This is a genomic window from Corynebacterium tuberculostearicum SK141 (genome assembly GCF_000175635.1).
Lineage (GTDB): Bacteria > Actinomycetota > Actinomycetes > Mycobacteriales > Mycobacteriaceae > Corynebacterium > Corynebacterium tuberculostearicum_C.
On sequence record NZ_ACVP01000020.1, the window covers coordinates 43,861 to 62,256 of the forward strand.

Annotated in this window: 18 protein-coding genes and 1 CRISPR repeat array (1 of these 19 only partly in view); of the genes, 5 read left to right on the plus strand and 13 right to left on the minus strand. The window is 56.7% G+C overall.

What is annotated here, in order from left to right; translation table 11 throughout:
* A CRISPR array of direct repeats spans positions 1–746; the repeat unit is 28 nt; unit sequence GGCTCATCCCCGCTTACGCGGGGAGCAC (it extends 746 nt beyond the left edge of the window).
* An 87-nt stretch (positions 747–833) separates the two neighbouring features.
* From cas2e to CORTU0001_RS06010, 8 genes are all read right to left on the minus strand, one after another.
* Positions 834–1,190 (minus strand): type I-E CRISPR-associated endoribonuclease Cas2e, encoded by a 357-nt coding sequence (gene cas2e, locus CORTU0001_RS11460; protein WP_084771645.1) that lies wholly within the window; start codon positions 1,188–1,190, stop codon positions 834–836.
* Complete coding sequence (cas1e, locus tag CORTU0001_RS05980) at positions 1,187–2,125, minus strand: type I-E CRISPR-associated endonuclease Cas1e (protein WP_034668320.1); 939 nt, start codon at positions 2,123–2,125, stop codon at positions 1,187–1,189. The genes cas2e and cas1e overlap by 4 nt, the downstream gene beginning before the upstream one ends.
* Entirely contained in the window at positions 2,125–2,823 is a 699-nt protein-coding gene (gene cas6e / locus CORTU0001_RS11465) for a type I-E CRISPR-associated protein Cas6/Cse3/CasE (RefSeq protein WP_005328194.1), read from the minus strand. The genes cas1e and cas6e overlap by 1 nt, the downstream gene beginning before the upstream one ends.
* On the minus strand, positions 2,820–3,536 hold the full coding sequence (gene cas5e / locus CORTU0001_RS05990) for a type I-E CRISPR-associated protein Cas5/CasD (RefSeq protein WP_005328195.1): 717 nt from the start codon (positions 3,534–3,536) through the stop codon (positions 2,820–2,822). The genes cas6e and cas5e overlap by 4 nt, the downstream gene beginning before the upstream one ends.
* 14 nt (positions 3,537–3,550) lie before the next feature.
* Positions 3,551–4,693 (minus strand): type I-E CRISPR-associated protein Cas7/Cse4/CasC, encoded by a 1,143-nt coding sequence (cas7e, locus tag CORTU0001_RS05995; RefSeq protein WP_005328196.1) that lies wholly within the window; start codon positions 4,691–4,693, stop codon positions 3,551–3,553.
* A gap of 30 nt (positions 4,694–4,723) precedes the next feature.
* The gene (gene casB / locus CORTU0001_RS06000) at positions 4,724–5,395 is read right to left on the minus strand and encodes a type I-E CRISPR-associated protein Cse2/CasB (RefSeq protein WP_034668325.1); all 672 of its coding nucleotides are present in this window, start codon (positions 5,393–5,395) and stop codon (positions 4,724–4,726) included.
* On the minus strand, positions 5,388–7,133 hold the full coding sequence (gene casA, locus CORTU0001_RS06005; RefSeq protein WP_005328198.1) for a type I-E CRISPR-associated protein Cse1/CasA: 1,746 nt from the start codon (positions 7,131–7,133) through the stop codon (positions 5,388–5,390). The genes casB and casA overlap by 8 nt, the downstream gene beginning before the upstream one ends.
* Before the next feature lie 96 nt (positions 7,134–7,229).
* The gene (locus CORTU0001_RS06010; protein WP_005328199.1) at positions 7,230–10,010 is read right to left on the minus strand and encodes a CRISPR-associated helicase/endonuclease Cas3; all 2,781 of its coding nucleotides are present in this window, start codon (positions 10,008–10,010) and stop codon (positions 7,230–7,232) included.
* 437 nt (positions 10,011–10,447) lie between these two features.
* Between CORTU0001_RS06010 and CORTU0001_RS06015 the strand changes: the two genes are divergently transcribed.
* From CORTU0001_RS06015 to CORTU0001_RS06025, 3 genes are read left to right on the plus strand one after another with little or no spacing between them, the layout of a single operon-like run.
* A complete protein-coding gene (locus CORTU0001_RS06015; protein WP_005328200.1) occupies positions 10,448–11,263 on the plus strand; it encodes a PTS sugar transporter subunit IIAB in 816 nt (271 codons plus the stop codon).
* 11 nt (positions 11,264–11,274) lie between these two features.
* Complete coding sequence (locus CORTU0001_RS06020) at positions 11,275–12,846, plus strand: PTS ascorbate transporter subunit IIC (protein WP_005328201.1); 1,572 nt, start codon at positions 11,275–11,277, stop codon at positions 12,844–12,846.
* Between the two features lie 38 nt (positions 12,847–12,884).
* Complete coding sequence (locus CORTU0001_RS06025; protein WP_005328202.1) at positions 12,885–13,496, plus strand: hypothetical protein; 612 nt, start codon at positions 12,885–12,887, stop codon at positions 13,494–13,496.
* A gap of 29 nt (positions 13,497–13,525) precedes the next feature.
* Here the strand turns inward: CORTU0001_RS06025 and CORTU0001_RS06030 are convergent, their stop codons facing one another.
* The 3 genes from CORTU0001_RS06030 to CORTU0001_RS12010 form a co-directional block, all read right to left on the minus strand.
* Positions 13,526–13,906: a type II toxin-antitoxin system death-on-curing family toxin gene (locus tag CORTU0001_RS06030; protein ID WP_005324347.1), complete on the minus strand. Its 381-nt coding sequence runs from the start codon at positions 13,904–13,906 to the stop codon at positions 13,526–13,528.
* The gene (locus CORTU0001_RS06035; RefSeq protein ID WP_005328204.1) at positions 13,903–14,472 is read right to left on the minus strand and encodes a Panacea domain-containing protein; all 570 of its coding nucleotides are present in this window, start codon (positions 14,470–14,472) and stop codon (positions 13,903–13,905) included. Before CORTU0001_RS06035 ends, CORTU0001_RS06030 begins: the two co-directional genes overlap by 4 nt.
* A gap of 98 nt (positions 14,473–14,570) precedes the next feature.
* The gene (locus CORTU0001_RS12010; RefSeq protein ID WP_279625306.1) at positions 14,571–14,975 is read right to left on the minus strand and encodes a MarR family winged helix-turn-helix transcriptional regulator; all 405 of its coding nucleotides are present in this window, start codon (positions 14,973–14,975) and stop codon (positions 14,571–14,573) included.
* Positions 14,976–15,129: 154 nt separating this feature from the next.
* Between CORTU0001_RS12010 and CORTU0001_RS06045 the strand changes: the two genes are divergently transcribed.
* Complete coding sequence (locus CORTU0001_RS06045; RefSeq protein WP_005328206.1) at positions 15,130–15,549, plus strand: organic hydroperoxide resistance protein; 420 nt, start codon at positions 15,130–15,132, stop codon at positions 15,547–15,549.
* Between the two features lie 392 nt (positions 15,550–15,941).
* Here CORTU0001_RS06045 and CORTU0001_RS11275 read toward each other — a convergent pair whose 3' ends face one another.
* Positions 15,942–16,781 (minus strand): DUF726 domain-containing protein, encoded by an 840-nt coding sequence (locus CORTU0001_RS11275; protein ID WP_005328207.1) that lies wholly within the window; start codon positions 16,779–16,781, stop codon positions 15,942–15,944.
* The gene (locus CORTU0001_RS11280; protein ID WP_050776588.1) at positions 16,733–17,707 is read right to left on the minus strand and encodes a hypothetical protein; all 975 of its coding nucleotides are present in this window, start codon (positions 17,705–17,707) and stop codon (positions 16,733–16,735) included. The genes CORTU0001_RS11275 and CORTU0001_RS11280 overlap by 49 nt, the downstream gene beginning before the upstream one ends.
* A gap of 434 nt (positions 17,708–18,141) precedes the next feature.
* Between CORTU0001_RS11280 and CORTU0001_RS11720 the strand changes: the two genes are divergently transcribed.
* The gene (locus CORTU0001_RS11720) at positions 18,142–18,312 is read left to right on the plus strand and encodes a hypothetical protein (RefSeq protein ID WP_005328209.1); all 171 of its coding nucleotides are present in this window, start codon (positions 18,142–18,144) and stop codon (positions 18,310–18,312) included.
* Positions 18,313–18,396: the final 84 nt, after the last annotated feature.

Here is an 18,396-nt window from a genome sequence, read left to right on the forward strand (position 1 = left end):
TACGCGGGGAGCACGCGGTCTTACCGATGGTGAAACCACCGCCAGTGGGCTCATCCCCGCTTACGCGGGGAGCACTGTGGTGCGGTGGGTTATTCTCCCTCCCCCTCCGGCTCATCCCCGCTTACGCGGGGAGCACGGTCAATCATGTCCTTCTGACTGTTTTGCGCTGGGCTCATCCCCGCTTACGCGGGGAGCACGCGGAGATTAAGCGCGGTGCGACCATCGCTCAGGGCTCATCCCCGCTTACGCGGGGAGCACCCGGGCATGACCGCGCTTTAGTGCGGGTGAGTGGGCTCATCCCCGCTTACGCGGGGAGCACGTCACGGCCAGCCGGCCAATCACAGCGCGCACAGGCTCATCCCCGCTTACGCGGGGAGCACAACTACACCGTCGACGGAAGACGTGACGCCGAGGGCTCATCCCCGCTTACGCGGGGAGCACGCCGGGGCCTTCCACGAATAGCCAGCCGGTTCCGGCTCATCCCCGCTTACGCGGGGAGCACACGACGCTCTCGTTGCCGACGACGATTATTGACGGCTCATCCCCGCTTACGCGGGGAGCACATTGCGCCGATTGTTGACGTGATGATGACGGGCGGCTCATCCCCGCTTACGCGGGGAGCACCCTCGGTCTGCCATTTGGTGGGAGCGGGTGGCGGGCTCATCCCCGCTTACGCGGGGAGCACCGGTGTAGCACTCGCAGTAAACGCAGCAGACGGGGCTCATCCCCGCTTACGCGGGGAGCACACTTGCTGAGCAGGAATGATAGGATCCTAAAGGTTATTTTACATACGGCTTCAAGCAGGAGGTCAAAAGCTCATTTAATCGAATACGCTAACCTCCTCTTTTCTGTCGGTTGTACATTTTGCGGGCTTGGCGTGCTTTCGACCAACCCGTCCGACGCTTCATTTGTTTTGGTTTATGTGGGCGCATCATTAACGTGACGCCATCGAAATCGGTGGGTTCCCAGTGATGCCGGTGAGTTCGAAACTCCATGCCTTGCTCATTAGCGGCGGGATACACCAATAAGGCACGACCATCTTTACAAAGATCCACGGTTCTCTCCCAGAGCAATTCCCGGACGCGCGCGGCAGGGCGTCCCACAAATGTTCCAGGGGTCAGCTCAATGAGCCATTTGCTGAGATCGCCTCGCAGACCTGCTGGGCAGGCCGTAACGACCAGCACCATCATGACAACGACTCCTCTTCTGCCCAATTCACCCCGGAGGCAATAACCTCGAGCTCACTCCACAGCATTAGCTCGGCATCGCTGACCAGGACATCATCGGGGGCATCGAAAAGAGCTTTAAGGTCGCGCACCATCCGGGGCATCAAGCGATGAGATACCACCTGATCGCGGACACGGCGGCGCACCTCAATGGAGGGACTTCCCTGCTGCGCTGCGACGGCGTCGAATTCCGCAGGAATGGAAATCTCCGCTTTGTACAGGTCGGCAACATCGTAGACAAAGGAGCGATCGGTGCCAGTATGAACAACGCCCAACGCCGGAACGAAACCCAGTGCTGCGATTACGGCATGTGCAACGCCGTATAAAGCAGCGCTTCCTGCCGTGAGTGCCTGGTTGATGGGGTCCGAGGAATCGAAATCATTGGGGTCATAAGATCGACGATTCCAATACACACCCGTGCGCTCCGCTTCGGCGGCATAAATCCGCTTCATACGCGCCCCCTCACGACCGCGCAACTGCGACATCGCCAACCGAGAAACATCTTCACCAGGAAACCGCAGTGCATACATGCGGCGAGCGCAATCCAACCGTTTGCGCTGGTTACATATAACTTGCGCATGGATTTCAGCCATGCGGGAAGACTTAGCCGGCGGGCGACCGTGGGCGTAATAGCGAACCCCGCGCTCACCTACCCAGAGGGTGGTCACGCCGGCGTCGCCAAGCAAAGCCATAGCAGCGTAGGTGATCTTCGTGCCAGGACCGAGCAATAAGGCAGCTAGCTGGGTAGCCGGTACATAAGCCACCCCACGCTGATCGGTAATAGTAAGGGAATTTCCATCTCTATTGACCACGCACCGCTCAGCGTAAAGGAAGCTTATCCGGTCCGACATCCGCGCTAGTGCCTGGCGTGTGATGGGGACTTCACTCGGTGTGGACATTATGCACCCGTAGGTCGGGCCAAGGTCAATAGACCACAGCCATAACCACGAGCCCTACCAATGCCATTGACTAAAGTCGCGCGCAGTGCGTCTGGATCACTGACCTCCAAGGTTCCGCGGTAGCGTGCAGTAGCGATGTGCACGCGACGGCGGCTATCGCCTTTACGGAAATCCAAGGATTTTCGCTCCACGATGTTGGTCTGCTCATGTACGCACCAGCGATCACGTTCGGCATCACTAACCTCATCCTGAGCGCGCGGGGCGAGTTTGAATCCGGCTCGTTCAGAGCGTTGGTACAGCCAGCCCAATTGGTGTTCTACTGAAACGTGCGCCTTAACTTTGCCTCGCTTTTGACCATTAGACTGCGAGTATGTGGGATTGGCCAAGAGCTCAAAATGCCACCTCTGCCCTTGAGTCAGAGAGCCCAAAAAGCGGTCATACTCGACTGATTGCGCAGGCCTTGTATCCCACCCTGCCTGCTCAGCTATCACGCTGGCAGTCGGCTTTTCTGGCCCAACGACATAGAGCGCATGGTGGTGAGCACTTTCGTCAAGGCGCCACAATATGCGACCAGAAGACTGGTCTAAGTCGGGCGGGAAAGAAGCTGCCACAGCCGCGTGCATAGCCTGCGGATTGGTCAACAGTTTTCGCCCTTGGCGACGCCGCGGGTTAATCAAAATCTTCGTCAGTGTGCTCATACGTTCATCACCGCTTCCAGGAAGGGATCAGGGCGCCGGTTTTCCGGTTCAATAGGGTTTTCCACTGTGGCGAATTCCTTTTGTACAACGGTGCGCCACGAATACTTACGATGCTCAGGGGCGAAAGAAACTGGCACATCCTGGCAGGCCGTACCGACTTCGCCGGCGAGTGAGTCGCGGTAAATGGGCAACTCTACTTCCTGCCCACACGTGCGCATATAGTCCTTCGTTGCATGCCACGTCGAGTGGTTCTGCAGTGCTTCCACCGCAGACCCATTAACCACGCCAAGCACGATATTCGGCGGAGCTGGGCATGACCGGCGGCCAAGGAAAATGGGATAGACCGGCCGTTTCAGACTCTCGGCAAAGCCTTCTAAGAGATCTTGATCTTCGCTTTCGATAGCAGCAACAAACGCAGCATCGGTTAAGAAATATCGAGTAATAAGCTTGGCTTGGCCCTTCGGGTCATTTTGCCAATTTTGGGCCGTCTGATAATCGCGAAGCAGACTACCAGATTGATCCACCCGCACTGCGAATTTCAGTCCTGCCAGATCTTCTACTCCATCGGTGCGACGCCTGCCTTCAGCTGCAGCGAGCATCCCCAGCACACCCGACTTAGAAGGAAGGGTAGATGTGGCTCGCGTGGCGTAGCGAGACTCGGTTCCCCACGACTGCATCGGACCTTTAAGGAGCAATAACAACGAGTAGGTCATTGTCGGCGTCCTTCCTACTTCTCTAGCGCGACAGCCAATCGATCCGCGAGCTCTGGAAGCGTTATTTCTTCTGCAAGATCCGCAAAGGCTTTACGGGCTTCGCTTACGCCTACAACGAAGGAAGCTTGCGGCTTGAGACCATAGTTTTCCTCAAACTCCGCCTCTTCTTTAGCCAAGGTTTCTGCACCAGCAACGCGTAGGCTCTTTCCATCTGTTGCCTCGACCGGCTCTTCAAAGGCAGTGACAAGGCTTACTGGTCGGGTATCGCGTACCGCAATATAAACCAGCTCTGGCAGGGTCTGGTTGGCAAAAGTGTTGATCTTGCCGGTGGGCATGGACTTAATAAAAGCATCCGCAAAGTCAACGGCAGCTTGCTTCGCATTCTCCTCAGAATCCAGGTTCTTGCTCAAGCCGCCCAAGTTTACGGTGGCATAGCGGTAGAGCGTCGAAGACATCATCTGCACGGTGCCGATCATTCCCGCACCGGTCTCCTCCCCTTCTTCTGCCAAATCATCTACTGCCGTGAAGTAATCAAATTCGGGTGCACTGGCATGAATGCCAAGGGCGTGCGCTACCTGCACTGAGGCATCAATGTTGAAAGCAGCATCATCGGCAACCATACGGCCAAAAAGTGCCATATCCACCGAGTGATCGGTATCAAGGATTTTCTGCGCTTCTTTCTTCTTGATCTTCTCGCCGTCTGCCTCGACAATCGCTTCTGCAGCGCGGTCTATCTGGTGGGGGCTCAAGAAGAGTAGGTACTTGGTCTGTGGGTACTTTGCTGCCTCGAGTTCTTCCTTAGTAGTCTCTTCCGACTCCTCGAGAGCCTTAAGTTTTTTGGAATCTACTTCCGTCGTGATTCCGGCGGACTTGAAGAGATCGGCCACTGCAGCCCGGGCGCGCTCAGCGTCCCACCCCTCGTGGTCCTCTACCTTTAGGGCAATTTTCTGCGGAATGCGCTTAGAACGATCGCCGACGGATTCCGCATCAACATGGGTCTCGAAGTACTTACGGATTGCGCGCTTCCACGACTGGGAAGAAACACGCTGGCGCGGTACACCGCCATACACTGCGGACTTTGGTGCACCGGTATCGTCACGGTTGATAAGCGATGGCGGAAGGGTGTGCAGAGCGTGGATATCAATGATAAGAGACATGGTTTCAAGTTCCTTTCAAAAAGTAAGGGATTAGGATTCTGACTCGTTGTTGGAGGAGGCGTAAACGCCAGTGGCGAAATCGCGGCCCCACCGCAGTAGGACGCCTTGGCGGCGAGCTTGTTCTTTCTGGGTTACTGTCTGGTCGCCTAAAACGCGGAGGTCATTGGCAAATTGCCCATAGTCAAACCCCAGCTTGGCGCGTCGAAGCAGCGTGACCAGAGAGCGAATGTGAACCATCCTGGAGGCCTCGTCTTGCGCCACCATCATGGCGTCGAAACGAGGCTTGGTGGACTGGGATTGGCTCTGGGAATAAAAGCGCCCGCATGCTTTAGCAAAACTTTGCCCAGCGATGTGGGCATCAGTAGTTGCGCTTTGCATATGCACGCCCAACATCGTGAGAGCTTGAAATGCTGCCAGTTCTGAGGCCGATGGTTTATCTCCCCGGCCCAACTCCAACTCGCTCAAGGGTGGCTCCAGCAACAGCAGGACTTCCTCCAAGGCAAGGGGGTGGTGCTTCAGTTTTACTGCAGAGTACTTCCGCAATGTCGCTAACACAGCTCGGGCGTGTGCCTGTTTAGTGTGGTTCGGCGAATGAAGAAGATTTCGTTGCAGCGAATCTGCGGTCCGAGCCACCGAGGCGCGAAGCCTCGGACCACCGCTACGTTGCGAGCCTGTCTTAGAGGTATTTTGATTCTCATGCATGGGCCTTGCCCTCCTTCAGAGATGAATCGTTACTCCGGCTATCAGCCGGTGGTGCGGTAAGCGGCAGGTCCTTATCAAGGCGGCGAAGAAGTTGCCGATACAAAGAGCCTGCAGAAATGATTCGGCCCTTTCCTTCTTCTCCGGCATCAATTTCCCTACCAATGACAGCCTTTTGACCAGCTCCTCGGAGCAATTCTCGAGCGTGCGCCAGAGCTACACCCCTGGCACGCTTTTGCCATATTTTTTGAGATTCATCGGTAGTATCCACCGCAACGGTAGACATCCACTCGATAAACTGCGGTTCTAGCTGGGCATAGAAGCGATCTTTGGCAGCTACTCCAAACTCGTAGTCATCGCCCGCGGCTACCCGCAATTGGCCAGCGAACCAGCCCATGCTGATCGCTGCCTGATAGGTCTGTTTAGCGGAGGCTCGAACAGCATTTCTCACCTTGCGGCCTGCTTCATCGTCCCGAAGCACCACAACAGGCAGCCCGATAGTAGAGCTAAACGTGCTGGCCACTGAAGACTCTTGCGGCCCGTACTCCATGGAGACTAGAGCGACATCGAAGACATGCTTTGCCAAGTATCCATCGGCGTCTAGAGCCGCCAGGTTACTCAGGTTTTCGGGGCGCAGCGGAGCCTTGTCTTTCTTTTGGTCAAAGCCGGGGTCATCCTCAAGCGCAATTAAGGAATCAAGACCTCGCCACATGGTTTGCGTCGAGTCGTAGGGGCGAGCGTAGTAGGCTGTCACGCCTTTCTTTGACTGATTCGGGCTATAGCGATACGGCGTCATTGGATCGGCCAGCACGTTCTTTCCTGCATCCGGAATGCGGTCCCCGTTGGAAACTACTACTCGAGTAGCCCGTCCGTCCTCGACAACGAGACGTACTCGCCGCGCTTGCCAGGTCGCTAAGTCAGCAGCACCGCGAGGAAATGCACCGAGCTTATCGTCGGATCCGGGGCGCTGCGCTGCCGTATCGGGTTCACGCTCCCACACCGGCTTATCGCCTTCGATGGGGTTTGAATCCTGCTTGGTGGTGACAACATACTGGGAAGTGTTAAGCAGCAACGTCTCTAATAATCCACCCGTCCCAAGAACGAGTGTTCCGCCCGTTCGGCCGGTCCAACCGGTACCGATGGGATAGCCCTTACCACCTTTGACGCGTGGATCGCCCTCCGCGCCGGTCTTAATACCCGAATAGTCATAGGCTTGCAGGTGGATAAGCCACCGAGCAGCCTCAGCTAAAGACAAACTTTGACGGCCATCCCCAGTGCGCATGGTGAAGAAATCTTCCGCGGCCTCGGGAACGATATAAGAGATGGGACGAGTGTCCCCTTTCTTCGAATGCAGGGTAGCTACCTGCATAAAGGGTTGGGTTTCAGAGAGAAGATCAAAGCGATCAGCAAAGGCGTCGAGATAATCCAAAACAACCTCATCACGTCGCTCTATGATCAGAGTTTCTCGCTGATCAGCGAACCATTCTCCCCAATCAAAATGAGTCCGCCGAGAATTGTGCGAATGGGTACGAGCGATTTCCAGGGCATGAGCCCGCCAAAAAATAGCAAGCAGTACACGGATTACCGCATAGTCCTGGGTGGGTGAATCACCCAAGACTTTTTGAGCATCGCCGCGACCGGAGAATATATCCCGGATACTTAATGCCACTGGGGCGTCTGCACTGTCAATGCATGAGATCCACGGCTCATCGAGCAAATTAAATGTTGGTTTTTCAGTCATTATCTTTCGCCTCCTTTCTGTAAAGATGGATTGGTGGTGTGTAGTAAAAACCTCTGGGACGGAGGTGCCCTCAGGGTAGCTTTGGCCTTGGACATGCTAACCCCTACCGTCGCTCATTATTTCGATTCCAAGCTCGGAGGAATAGCGGATTTCAAAGCGTCCAACCGTTGCTTCATTATTTTCGTTAAGCACAAGAGCTAGTTGTCCTCGGAGCAGATAGTGATCTACCCATTCACCTGGTGTAGATTCCTCAAGCTGGCATACAACCGCGTCAAAGTCTGTTCCATAACGAGTCATCCTGCCGGGTAAGCGAACTGTACTCGACGCCAAATGAAAGGCCAGCTCGTATGAAACTTCGCCCCCATCAAGAACCTCGCTGTCCCAACCCCAAGGCCGATATCCATAATCGGTAGCGATAATGGGGATGACCTCCACGCTCGGCTCAATATCACGAACCTGTGCCGCTCCCCCTTCCCCAGCACTGCGCTCAGAATCATCGACCAGTCGCTCAAAGAGCGCTTTAAATTGCAGACCATGCCTAGGGTCAGGTAATCGATAATCTGCGGACTTCAAATGAGCCGTAGCTTCCCCATGTCGCCTCTCATCTTCTGCTTCGGTCCACGCTTCCAGCCACGGTGCTGGCGGTTTAAAATCCGGGTTATAAGCCTCAGCGACGAGCTTGGCAGTATCATCTGGCCGCCGAAACTCCTCTGGCAACACAGCCAGAGTGGACATCAGGATCGCTCGACCATAGATTGCTTCCGCACCAGAATCGAACTCCGGAACTGGGTCTTTCTGCAGCACACCGCGAATGAAAATCTTCGGATCCCGGAGACGGCGAGGCCTATCAGTTTCGGGGCGCGCATGACGGTGCAGCCTACCAATGCGTTGGATGAGCAAGTCTATAGGCGCGATATCCGTGATGAGAATATCGGCGTCAATATCAAGACTCTGCTCTGCAACCTGGGTGGCTACCACAATTTTGCGCCACGGACGCCCAGCTCCACGGTGAGAATCAGGGCCAAGCTCTTGCCTCAGCGAATCTTCCTTTTCCACCCTTTCCCAGGCCACAAAGCCCGCGTGGTGAAGCTCCACACACTCGCCATACATTTCCGCTAGGCGCGAATATGTAGCTTGAGCGCGGCCAATAGTATTGCAAATAACAAGAGCACAGCCACCCTCATCAAGTAGCTCATCAAGCAATACGGAAAGGGGCCTCTCTTCCTCATTGAGGATCTGAATATCTCCCACCAGGTTGGTAGGCGATGGTTCTACCGAGGTCACATGGATCTCCTCTGCCGTAGCTACGGTAATGAGCGGATAGCCCTGCTCACCTTCCGGCATATCTCCCCATGAATAAGCCTCCACCAGCTCCTTACGCTTGTGCGGCGGCAAGGTTGCGGACATCAGAATGACGCTGGCTCCATAATGTCCCAACCAGGCAATGGTGCTGCGCAGATAGTCAGAGGTATAGACATCGAACGAATGAATTTCATCGAATATGACCACTTTCCCGGCTAGCCCCACGTGCCGCAGCATGGAATACCTCTGCTGCAGCACCATCATCAGCACCTGGTCCACAGTTCCCACGACGAAATTCGAGAGAATCCCCAGTCGACGCCCAGACATCCATTGCGAGGCCACTACCTCACCACCAGATTCTTCCAGGTCATTAATGCCGTTGAACTTCAACTCAGCAAAGGGCTTGGACAAAGCATTCTTCGAGTGCGCGAGGTACATGGACCGCACCGAGTTTCCTGCCACATTTCCAGCCCACTCGATTGTCCGCTCTAGCAAGCCATTAGCGGTAGCCATTGTCGGGGCCGCAAAGAACACTCCTTGCGCACCGTTGCGGGCTGCCAGAATCTCTGCGGCTGCGAGTGCCGCCTCAGTCTTGCCTACGCCGGTCTCCGCCTCGAGCACCACCAAGGCAGGCTCGTCCAGGTCTTGGACCGCCTCTACCATCGCCCGTTGAACCCGGCGCGTTTTAAATTCCGCAGGCCAATTGAATGACTTACGGAAATGCTCATCAATATCTGTCCACCCCGCAGCCCCAGGGGCCCATGGCGAGGTGAGGTCTAGAAATTCGGCCGCCGCATCAGTTCGCTCCAGCTGACTACCCTGCACGCGGAGTGTAAATGCTTTTTCATTAGAAGCAATCCAATCCGCCATCACCACCAGTCCGGCCAGAGCCTGCGCAACGGCAGCGGACATTTTCGGCATTGACGCCACTAGCTTGCCGATGCCCGCTTCCACCCCACACAATTCCTCCATCGCCTCCACCAACTCACGGTGGACGGCTTTCCATTCAGCCGGGTAATCTTCCAAGAGATTGCGCACTGAAGGATTAGGGCCAGTCGCAATGCCATGATGCGCGTTCACCACTCCAGCTACCGCATTAGCTTTGGGCCGTCGAACCCCCTGCCCCTCTAACCACAGAGAAAGAATTTCTCCGGAGACTATACTGTGAGGGATCTTGCTAAAGTTGGCTTCGTCAACGCTGAGCTCCGTAGCCAGTCCTGCATCATCAACAGCGTTAACAAGGTGTTCCAACCCTCCCTGGGTCAGAATTTGCCGCTGGAAAGTTTTTAAAGCTTTCCCCAGGTCATGACACCCCGCCAACCATAGATACAGCCCTTCCAATTCGGGTTCTGATATCTGCAATTCTCCGCTCAGGAAATCTTTAACCGGCTGCGATACCCAAGAGTTAAAGATTAGCGACGCAGCACATGCCGTATCCACCAAGTGTTGCGGCACATTAAGGAAATCAACTCCATCTCCCGGTTTCGCCCACAAACTGCGCGTCTGCGGCCGCCTTTGCTGCGCCCACCCCTCGGCACGCTTACAGAATTCAACCGTGGCTGCCGGCAATTCCATTTTCCATTCCTCCGCAAGACTCTCATGCCACCGAAGCTTCGACCTCAGTCGACTAAACCATTCACTACCCAAGACATTAGCACCGTTAGCACTGCAACGTTCATTATTTTTCTACGCTAAATCGAAACCGCAGTAGAGTACACTCTTTTGCAGGTGATAACACCACCTTCCCGCACCCAACGGGATGAGCCTGTTGCAGTGCTCAAAGCAGCATTTGAGCTGTACCCCTCCCCGCGCTAGCGGGGCTTTTCACTTTCACGCCCTCAGCACGGGCTGCCCCAAAGTCCGAAACCCCTCGGGGCACCAGACGCCATAGAGCCGCTCTACTTTCCCACCAGTGCAAACGTTACCCCTGCTTTTACCTCCGGTTTCTCCACGGCATAGAATCATCAGTGACATTCACCCCGATGTCACTATTTCTGTGATGGGAGATACATATGGCGACACTAGATTCCCTTTTGGTGCCCGGCGCGGTGGAGCTGCACGGCGCCGCGGATAACTGGAGGCAGGCCATCCGGTTGGCGGGCTCGCTGCTGGAAGAAGCAGGCACGATCACCGCGGACTACACGAACGCAATGGTGCACTCCGTAGAAGAAACGGGCCCCTACATTGTGGTTGCTCCTGGCTTCGCATTCGCGCACGCGCGTCCTTCGGAGGCGGTGAAGGAAACCTCCCTGTCGTGGGTGCGGCTGGATAAGCCAGTGGAATTCGGCCATGACTCTAATGATCCCGTCGACCTAGTCGTAGCTTTTGCCGCGCGCAACAACTCCGAGCACCTGCAGGCGATGAAGCAGCTGGCAAAGCTGCTAGCCACCAAGCGTGACGAGCTCAATCGCGCGGAATCCGAAGAAGAACTCCGCGCAATTCTCACCGCATCGACTTCGAGCAAGAAGCAGCCGGCGGCCGAGCCGAAAGCGACGCCCGCGTCCCAAGAGGCAAAGCACACCGCCGCAGATTCTGTCGCGTCCAAGGGAAAGATCCTCACGGTGTGCGGCAACGGCCTGGGAACCTCGCTGTTCCTTAAGAACACGCTAGAGCAGGTCCTCGATGAATGGGGCTGGGGACCGTACCTGAATGTAGAAGCCACGGACACCATCTCCGCCAAGGGTCGTGCGAGCGAGGCAGATTTCCTGCTCACCTCCGGCGAAATCGCAGCAACGCTTGGCGATGTCGGCGTTCCCGTCTACGTCATTCAAGACTTCACCTCTATGTCTGAAATCGATGGGGCTCTGCGCGAGCTCTATGACATCTAAGGAGCATCCTCATGGATTTTCTTCTTGCTATAGCAAACTTCCTCGTCAATGAGATTCTCTCCGTCCCGGCATTCCTCATCGGCATCATCACCGCGGTCGGCTTGGCCGCGATGGGACGCGGCACCGGCAAAACCATTGGCGGCGCCATCAAGGCCACGCTTGGCTTCTTGCTCATTGGTGCCGGCGCCGGTCTCGTCACCGATTCGCTCGAGCCGCTCGGTGCCATGATTACGGGTGCCACCGGCGCGCAAGGCGTGGTCCCGACGAATGAGGCGATCGTAGGCATTGCCCAAGACCAGTTCGGCAGCCAGGTCGCCTGGATTATGATCCTCGGCTTTGTCGTTTCGCTACTGCTCGCCCGCTTCACGCCCATGAGCTACGTGTTCCTTACCGGTCACCACGTCCTCTTCATGGCAACGCTTCTCACCATGGTGCTCGCCCCTGCCGGGTACTCGTCTTGGGTCGTCATTGCCTTTGGCGCGGCCCTGCTCGGCATTCTCATGGTCTCGCTGCCGGCTATCGCGCACCCATTTACCCGCCGAATCACCGGCGATGACTCCGTTGCCATCGGGCATTTCGGCACTGTGGGGTACTTGGCTGCGGGCGGCGTCGGCAAGCTGGTGGGCGGCAAGGGAAAGAAGATGTCGCCCTCTACTGAAGACCTAAAGCTGCCGGAAGGCCTGCGCTTCTTGCGCGATTCTATGGTGGCAACCGCGCTCTCCATGGCGCTGATGTACGTGGTGCTCGCCGTGCTATTCATCGCTCGCGCCGGTTCGGAAGAAGCCTTTACCGCCTTCCCTGATGGCGCCACCAATGTGGGCAATTTCTTGATGCAGTCTGTCACCCAGGGTCTTCAGTTCGGCGTGGCCGTGGCCGTTATCCTCTTTGGCGTGCGCACCATTTTGGGCGAGCTCGTGCCCGCATTCCAGGGCATCGCGGCCAAGGTCGTGCCCGGCGCGATTCCCGCACTGGATGCGCCCATCGTCTTCCCTTATGCCCAGAACGCAGTCCTCATCGGATTCATTTCTTCCTTCGTGGGCGGACTGGTGGGCCTCGCCGTGCTGTCCACCTGGCTTAACCCTGCCTTTGGCGTTGCTTTGATTCTGCCCGGCCTCGTGCCGCACTTTTTTACCGGCGGCGCGGCCGGCGTTTACGGCAATGCCACCGGTGGACGCCGCGGCGCGGCACTCGGCGCCTTTGTCAACGGCCTCATCATTACCTTCCTGCCGGCGTTCCTCCTCAGCGTCTTGGGCTCCTTCGGCTCCGCGAATACCACCTTCGGCGATGCTGACTTTGGCTGGCTTGGCCTGCTGCTGGGCTGGTCCATCCACGCCGATGGCGCATTGGGGCTTTTCTTCATTGCCCTTATCGCGCTGGCCATCTTGGCCTTGGGCTGGGTATGCCAGCGCACGCTTGTCGACGCCCACTGGGACCCCTCCCCGCACCGCCCTGCCCCCACCAGCGCTGCCGGTACTACCGAGGGCGCAACCGCGGCTGCCGCTTCTTCCGGCACCGCCAAGAAGTATCCCAAGGTGCTACCGCCTGAGGGCGCGCCGGTTCCACCGGCCCGCATCGAGCAGTAACCCCGCACCACTCCCCAAAGGGCACTACAGTATCCCCTATGCAGCGCCCTTCCTTATTTCCCGTAGCGTCCATCCTTCTCGCCGCTGGCCTCACCGTGAGCGCCTGCGGCGACGGCTCCAATTCCGATAGCAACTCCGCGCCGGCGAATGAGCCGGCCTTTTCCACTGCACAGGACAATAACTCCGCCGCGGGCGCAGCCGAAGAAGAATCCGGCCCGGCGAAGGACACAAAGCAACCCCGCACCGAGACGGTCACCAAACAGGCCGAACCGGAGCAGCCCGCACCGCCGGCCGGCGGCAACCACAACATCAACGCGGGCCAGATTGGCGGCTACTGCGGCACATCGTCATCGGGCGATTCCATCGACGCCGGCGATCTGACCTCATGCGAATTCGCCGCCGCGGTCTTCGACGCCGCGATGCAGGCTAGCTACACCATGCGTTCGAAAGATCCCACGGTGACGGCGGTATACCACGCAGATATCACCGCCAGCAGCCCGGTGACCAAGCAGTCCTATAACCTGGATTGCCGCATGGGCAGCGACCAGCGTGTGCTCACCTGCGAAAAGCCCGGCGATAGAACGGTGAGTGCCTCGTTTGAAACCGCGGATAGGAGCGTGTGGACCAAGCGCGTGGCCACCACGAACTAACCGCTAGCCAAGAAACTAACCAGACCGAACTAGATCAACCGTTCAGCAAACCATTCTGCAATGAAGCCTTCCTTCTTATCGCGCGCAGCGGCCACGGTTTCAACGAGCTCCACAATCTCTTCATCGGGGATTGGCCCCAGCCCAAAGCCTTCGATTTCTAGGTAGGTGGAGGCACATACCCAGGCGATTCGCTTATTGCCGTCAACGAATGCATGCGCTTTTGCCAGATAGTGCAACAACGCTGCAGCCCTATCCAGTGCAGATGGGTGCAAGTACTCTCCGCCGAAGGTTTGTAAAGGGGTGGCCAACGCTGACTCAAGTTTCGAGCGATCGAGGAGGTTGCCATCCCGACCGATAAGTTGACGGTTCAGTCGAACCACGTCTTCCACCGGAAGGCAGTACTCATTCATCGGGTTGCAAGAATCTCAAGAGCGCCCTTCCAGCGTTCTACTGAAGCTTGCAAGCGCTGCTGGAGGTCACTGCCGGAAAGATGCTGCACCGAAAGCATAGGACGCGTCGGCCCCTCAGCTCCACGTGCTTCCTGCAAGGCATAGTATTTTTTCATTTCCAGCTGCGAAATCGGCTCGTTAGTATTCGCCTCGGGGCCCATCTGACCACGAGCGACGATCCATGGACGTTCCGAGTGCGTAAGTTCAATCAGCTCGTTGGATGTCTTATCACCATAAAAGGCAATCACAGCATCGATGATCTTTTCGGCTTCGTCCCCTATTGCCTCTACATCAGCTCCCGGTAACACCGTGGAGGATTTCTCGGAGCGTTGATATTTATTCTCGCGATAGAGGTCGGGTTCAACCGGACCGTCCTTCCACGCCTGAAATTCATTCGAGACAAGAGGTCGCCCGTACCAGCCCAGGCTCCACGCTTGGCAGTAATACGTAAGCTTCTCCAGCTTCCACGCATCGACCCACCCCAGTTTGTTGTAGATAACCTGCGCGACGTCTACTGCTGTAGCCATGACCCCTCCTCTCATAGTGCGAAACAATTTTTACGTGTAAAGAGCCAAAATTCTTAAGCCAGTATAGCCGTCCTCATCTGCTATATGAAGGCCACACTTTAACCCACAAAGTCATCCCCAGATGGCCACGGCAGCTCCACGTCCACAGGCACGCCGGCCAGGATGTCCAGCGATTTCTTGAACTCGGCAAGGTCGAGGCCTACCTCCTTATAGGCCTTGGCCATGGCTTCGGGGATGCATTCGGCGCGGGTGCGGAGGGAGGCGCCGTCGGCAGTCAGGGCAGCGAGGGTGCGACGCTCATCATCGGGGTCGCGCCAGCGCTCCACATAGCCCTGCTTTTCCAGGCGCTTGAGCAGCGGCGTGAGCGTGCCGCTATCTAGGCCCAGGCGGGAGTCGATGAATTTCAGCGGCACCGGCTCGTCCGCCTCCCACAGCACCAACATGACCAGGTACTGCGGATAGGTCAAGCCGAGCTCCGCCAACAGCGGGCGGTAGGAGCGCACCACTCCCCAGAACCTTGCCCACGACGCCCACCAGGTCTGCCCCTACTCCAACGCCACCCGGGGCAATATCGAGGTCACCGTCAGCGTCGTCGAAGACTAGGATTCTTGCGTACAATCGGCGGACGTACAAAGACCCAATAGAAAAGGAGTCATCATGGACGCTGTTTACACCACCGAAGCACTCTCCACCGGAGCAGGCCGCGACGGCCGCTCTGTAGTCAAGGATTCCGATCTGGATTTCACCATGACCGCCCCAAAGGAGATGGGCGGCAGCGGTGAGGGCGCTAACCCGGAGCAGCTCTTCGCTGCTGGTTACGCCGCCTGCTACCACTCCGCGCTGAAGGCAGTGGCCAAGGACAAGGGCGTAGACGTGGAAAACTCCACCGTCGGTGCCCGTGTTTCCCTGGGCAAGAACGACGAGGGCTTCTACCTCGGCGTGGACCTCGAGGTCACCATCCCAGGCGTTGAGGATGACAAGGCACAAGAGCTTGCCGACGCCGCCCACCAGATGTGCCCTTACTCCAAGGCCACCCGCGGCAACATTGAGGTCAACGTTGGTGTTGCTCAGGACTAATCCCTAGTCCTCTCCCCCAGCCCACGCCGCGCTACTTTCAGCGCCGCGTGGGTCTTTTTTATGCCTTGTGCAACCTCTTCTGTCGGCCCCCGTCGACCGCCCAGTGATTCGGCAAGATCCAAACCCTATTTTTTAAAAACGCGGGTTTTTATCATTTAGCCCGCCAGCTGGAGCGCCTAATTTATAAAATCGGCGATTTTTAACAATTAGGGCTCCCCTCAGCCTCCCTTTTACCGCGTTAATTGATCGAAATGGACCGAGCTAAGAAAAATGCCAGACGAAGTCGGGCGAGCTGAGCTACTTATCCCCCTCGCCACGCTCCGATTACTGGGGCCCATCAGAGGGAAGTCATATCCCGGTGGTCACTGGATGCAATAGGACAAGCTTGCCGCTTAACTTTCCAGTGTTCTAGAGAGCTCCACATTCTCGTAGTAAGCAGAGTGCGATTTAACTGCATCGCTCACGTCATGATTGACCGCAAACGAGGCGTCCAGGCCCTCGAACCCGATCGCTTTCGTGCCGGCCATCGCTGCAGGATACAGTCGACCTAGAATCACGTCATTGTGGGAGTGATAGTTGTGAACAACCCCAGATAGGGCTTCACCAACAGAATCCCACGTCGTATCTTGACCAATGGCCGCACCCAGAAGATGCACGGCTTCAACACGCACTTCATTTTCAGTCCCGGCAGCGCCCGCTAACGCAGTAGCAAGGTTGAGCATGACGCGACCGCCCAAGCTATGTCCAACGAGTACCACGGACTCTAGGTGGGAGCGCTGAATAATTGCGGCGAGCGTCATTGCTGTCTTATTGGCACGGTTAACCGCAACTGTCCACGGGTTCTTGACCAAGTCCACAACGCCTAGGGCCAAGCCAGCAGGCGTTGCCTTCTTGGCCAACTTCTTTCCGGCATGTTTGACCATGCCCTTCAACACGGCGCCGCCGGCAAAACCAGCACCTGGAGCTAGGAAACCGGCAAGCTCCAGCATTTCCTTGCTGCCCCAGGTCACGAGATAAATCGGAGAATCAGGGTAGGCGGCTTCGACCGCCTTAACTTCTGTACGCCAATCCAGCTTCTTCTCAGTGGTAAAACCACGTGCGATCAAGACGGGCGTACCGCTCCCCTTGCGGACGCACTGAATATCAAAGGAGTCATCCTCGCCAATATAGGAGTTAAGCGCTTTTACTCCGTATGCGGAGCCGAGCAGTCCACCAGCAGCGGCAACGACCATACGCCGCCAGCCATACCTAAACCGCCAGAAGCCAAGGAGCCGAAACCGAGCGCTGCCAGACCAGCGTTTTGTGCTACTGCGCCAGAAAAGCCTAGGAACGTAGTACCTACCGCACCACCCACCATGGGAGCTGCCAACAATCCACCGGTAGCGCCCAGGGCTAGAGTTGCGACGCCGGCGGCCGCAAGCTTTGCTGCGCGACCAACATTGGCTGCCTTGAATTCACGGAGCTCACGCCACTGGGTGAGGTCAGCAATGCGATGGTCGAGGCGCTCAAAATCAGGGACTTGGTGAAGGTGTTCTGCACACACCGTCGGCAAAGCCACCTGACCGAGGCCGGCGGCAGCGAAGTTATCGCACTGGGGCACGGTGCAGTGGGACGTCGCCGAGCCGCAATTCTCGCACACGAACAGGGATTTAGTCTTGGATTTCCTATGGGTGGACTTGGTCAGGCAGCGGGAGCACCAGCCTTCCTCGGTGGCATCACTAAGCGTGTCCATGAGCTCAGCCAAAGTGGTAGCCAACTTTGCCGAAGCAATGGCTTGCTCCCTAAGCTCTTGGACCTCTCCCTCGTGGCGCTTGACCGCACGCTTTACCGCTTTTGCCGCAAAGTCCCTTTGATCAGTCGGGCTAATAAACTCGTTGTTGAAATTGAAGTCTTCCTGGACCGCAGCCACGGCTTCCGGAAGTTGGGCCTCCAAATCATCCGACGACTTCTGCCCCACCGCTGCAAGCCACAGCGCATCAACAATCGCCGGCGAGCCAGTCAGCTCGGCATCACCCTCTACCTCAGGCGACTGGACATCACCACGCCGCGCAACACGTACAAAGCGGCCAAGATTGGAACGAAGCTCGCAAGAAAAAGAGCCATCATCCCCAGGGTTAAACGAAATTGCGGCAGACTCAATGGAGGTCTTCTTGGCCATGGCGCGCAGCCTTTCAGTAAAGGAATATGAAATATATAAATCTTATACCAACGGAAGGCGATTAGTCTCATAGCTTCATTCGCATTTGCTCTATTACACTTGTCTGCGAAAATAATCTGCAGCCGGCAAGTCGCGTTGCTCGATACTCTTGTCTTACTGGATTGCTTATGCCGTGAAGGACTAGCCCCATTGCGTTGTTGGCAGTTCCACTTTGAAGAGCCCAGGATTCATATTTTTAGCTCCACGCTGGGGCAGACTATGTCAATCTACATTCCTTCTGCCTCGTCACAGTGAAACTAGTCACTGGCTTCGGTATGGTTTGTTTTCGTCCCTGTCTGAAAGTAATCTGGGGTGATGTCGTCGGAGAGAGCGACCAACCCGACTCCACCTTCACGCGCACGGTCGTGTCCGGCCTCACATCCTTTGGATTCCACATGATTCTGGCCACGCCCTTCAAGCTCATCCAAACAGCCTTGCCCTATGTGGATAGCACGAATGTGGTCAAACACAACGACCCCACCACCAATGCCAGCCCGCAGTCGCGCACAGGCTATTCGCTTATCGACCTCTTCACCTACCGGGACTCCGACCATGGCCAGCTCTAAAGACCTGCAGGCTCACGCCGAAAAGTACCAGTGGAACCAGTTCGCCGAAGAACTTGCTAACCCGGATTCTTTGCGCGTCGATTG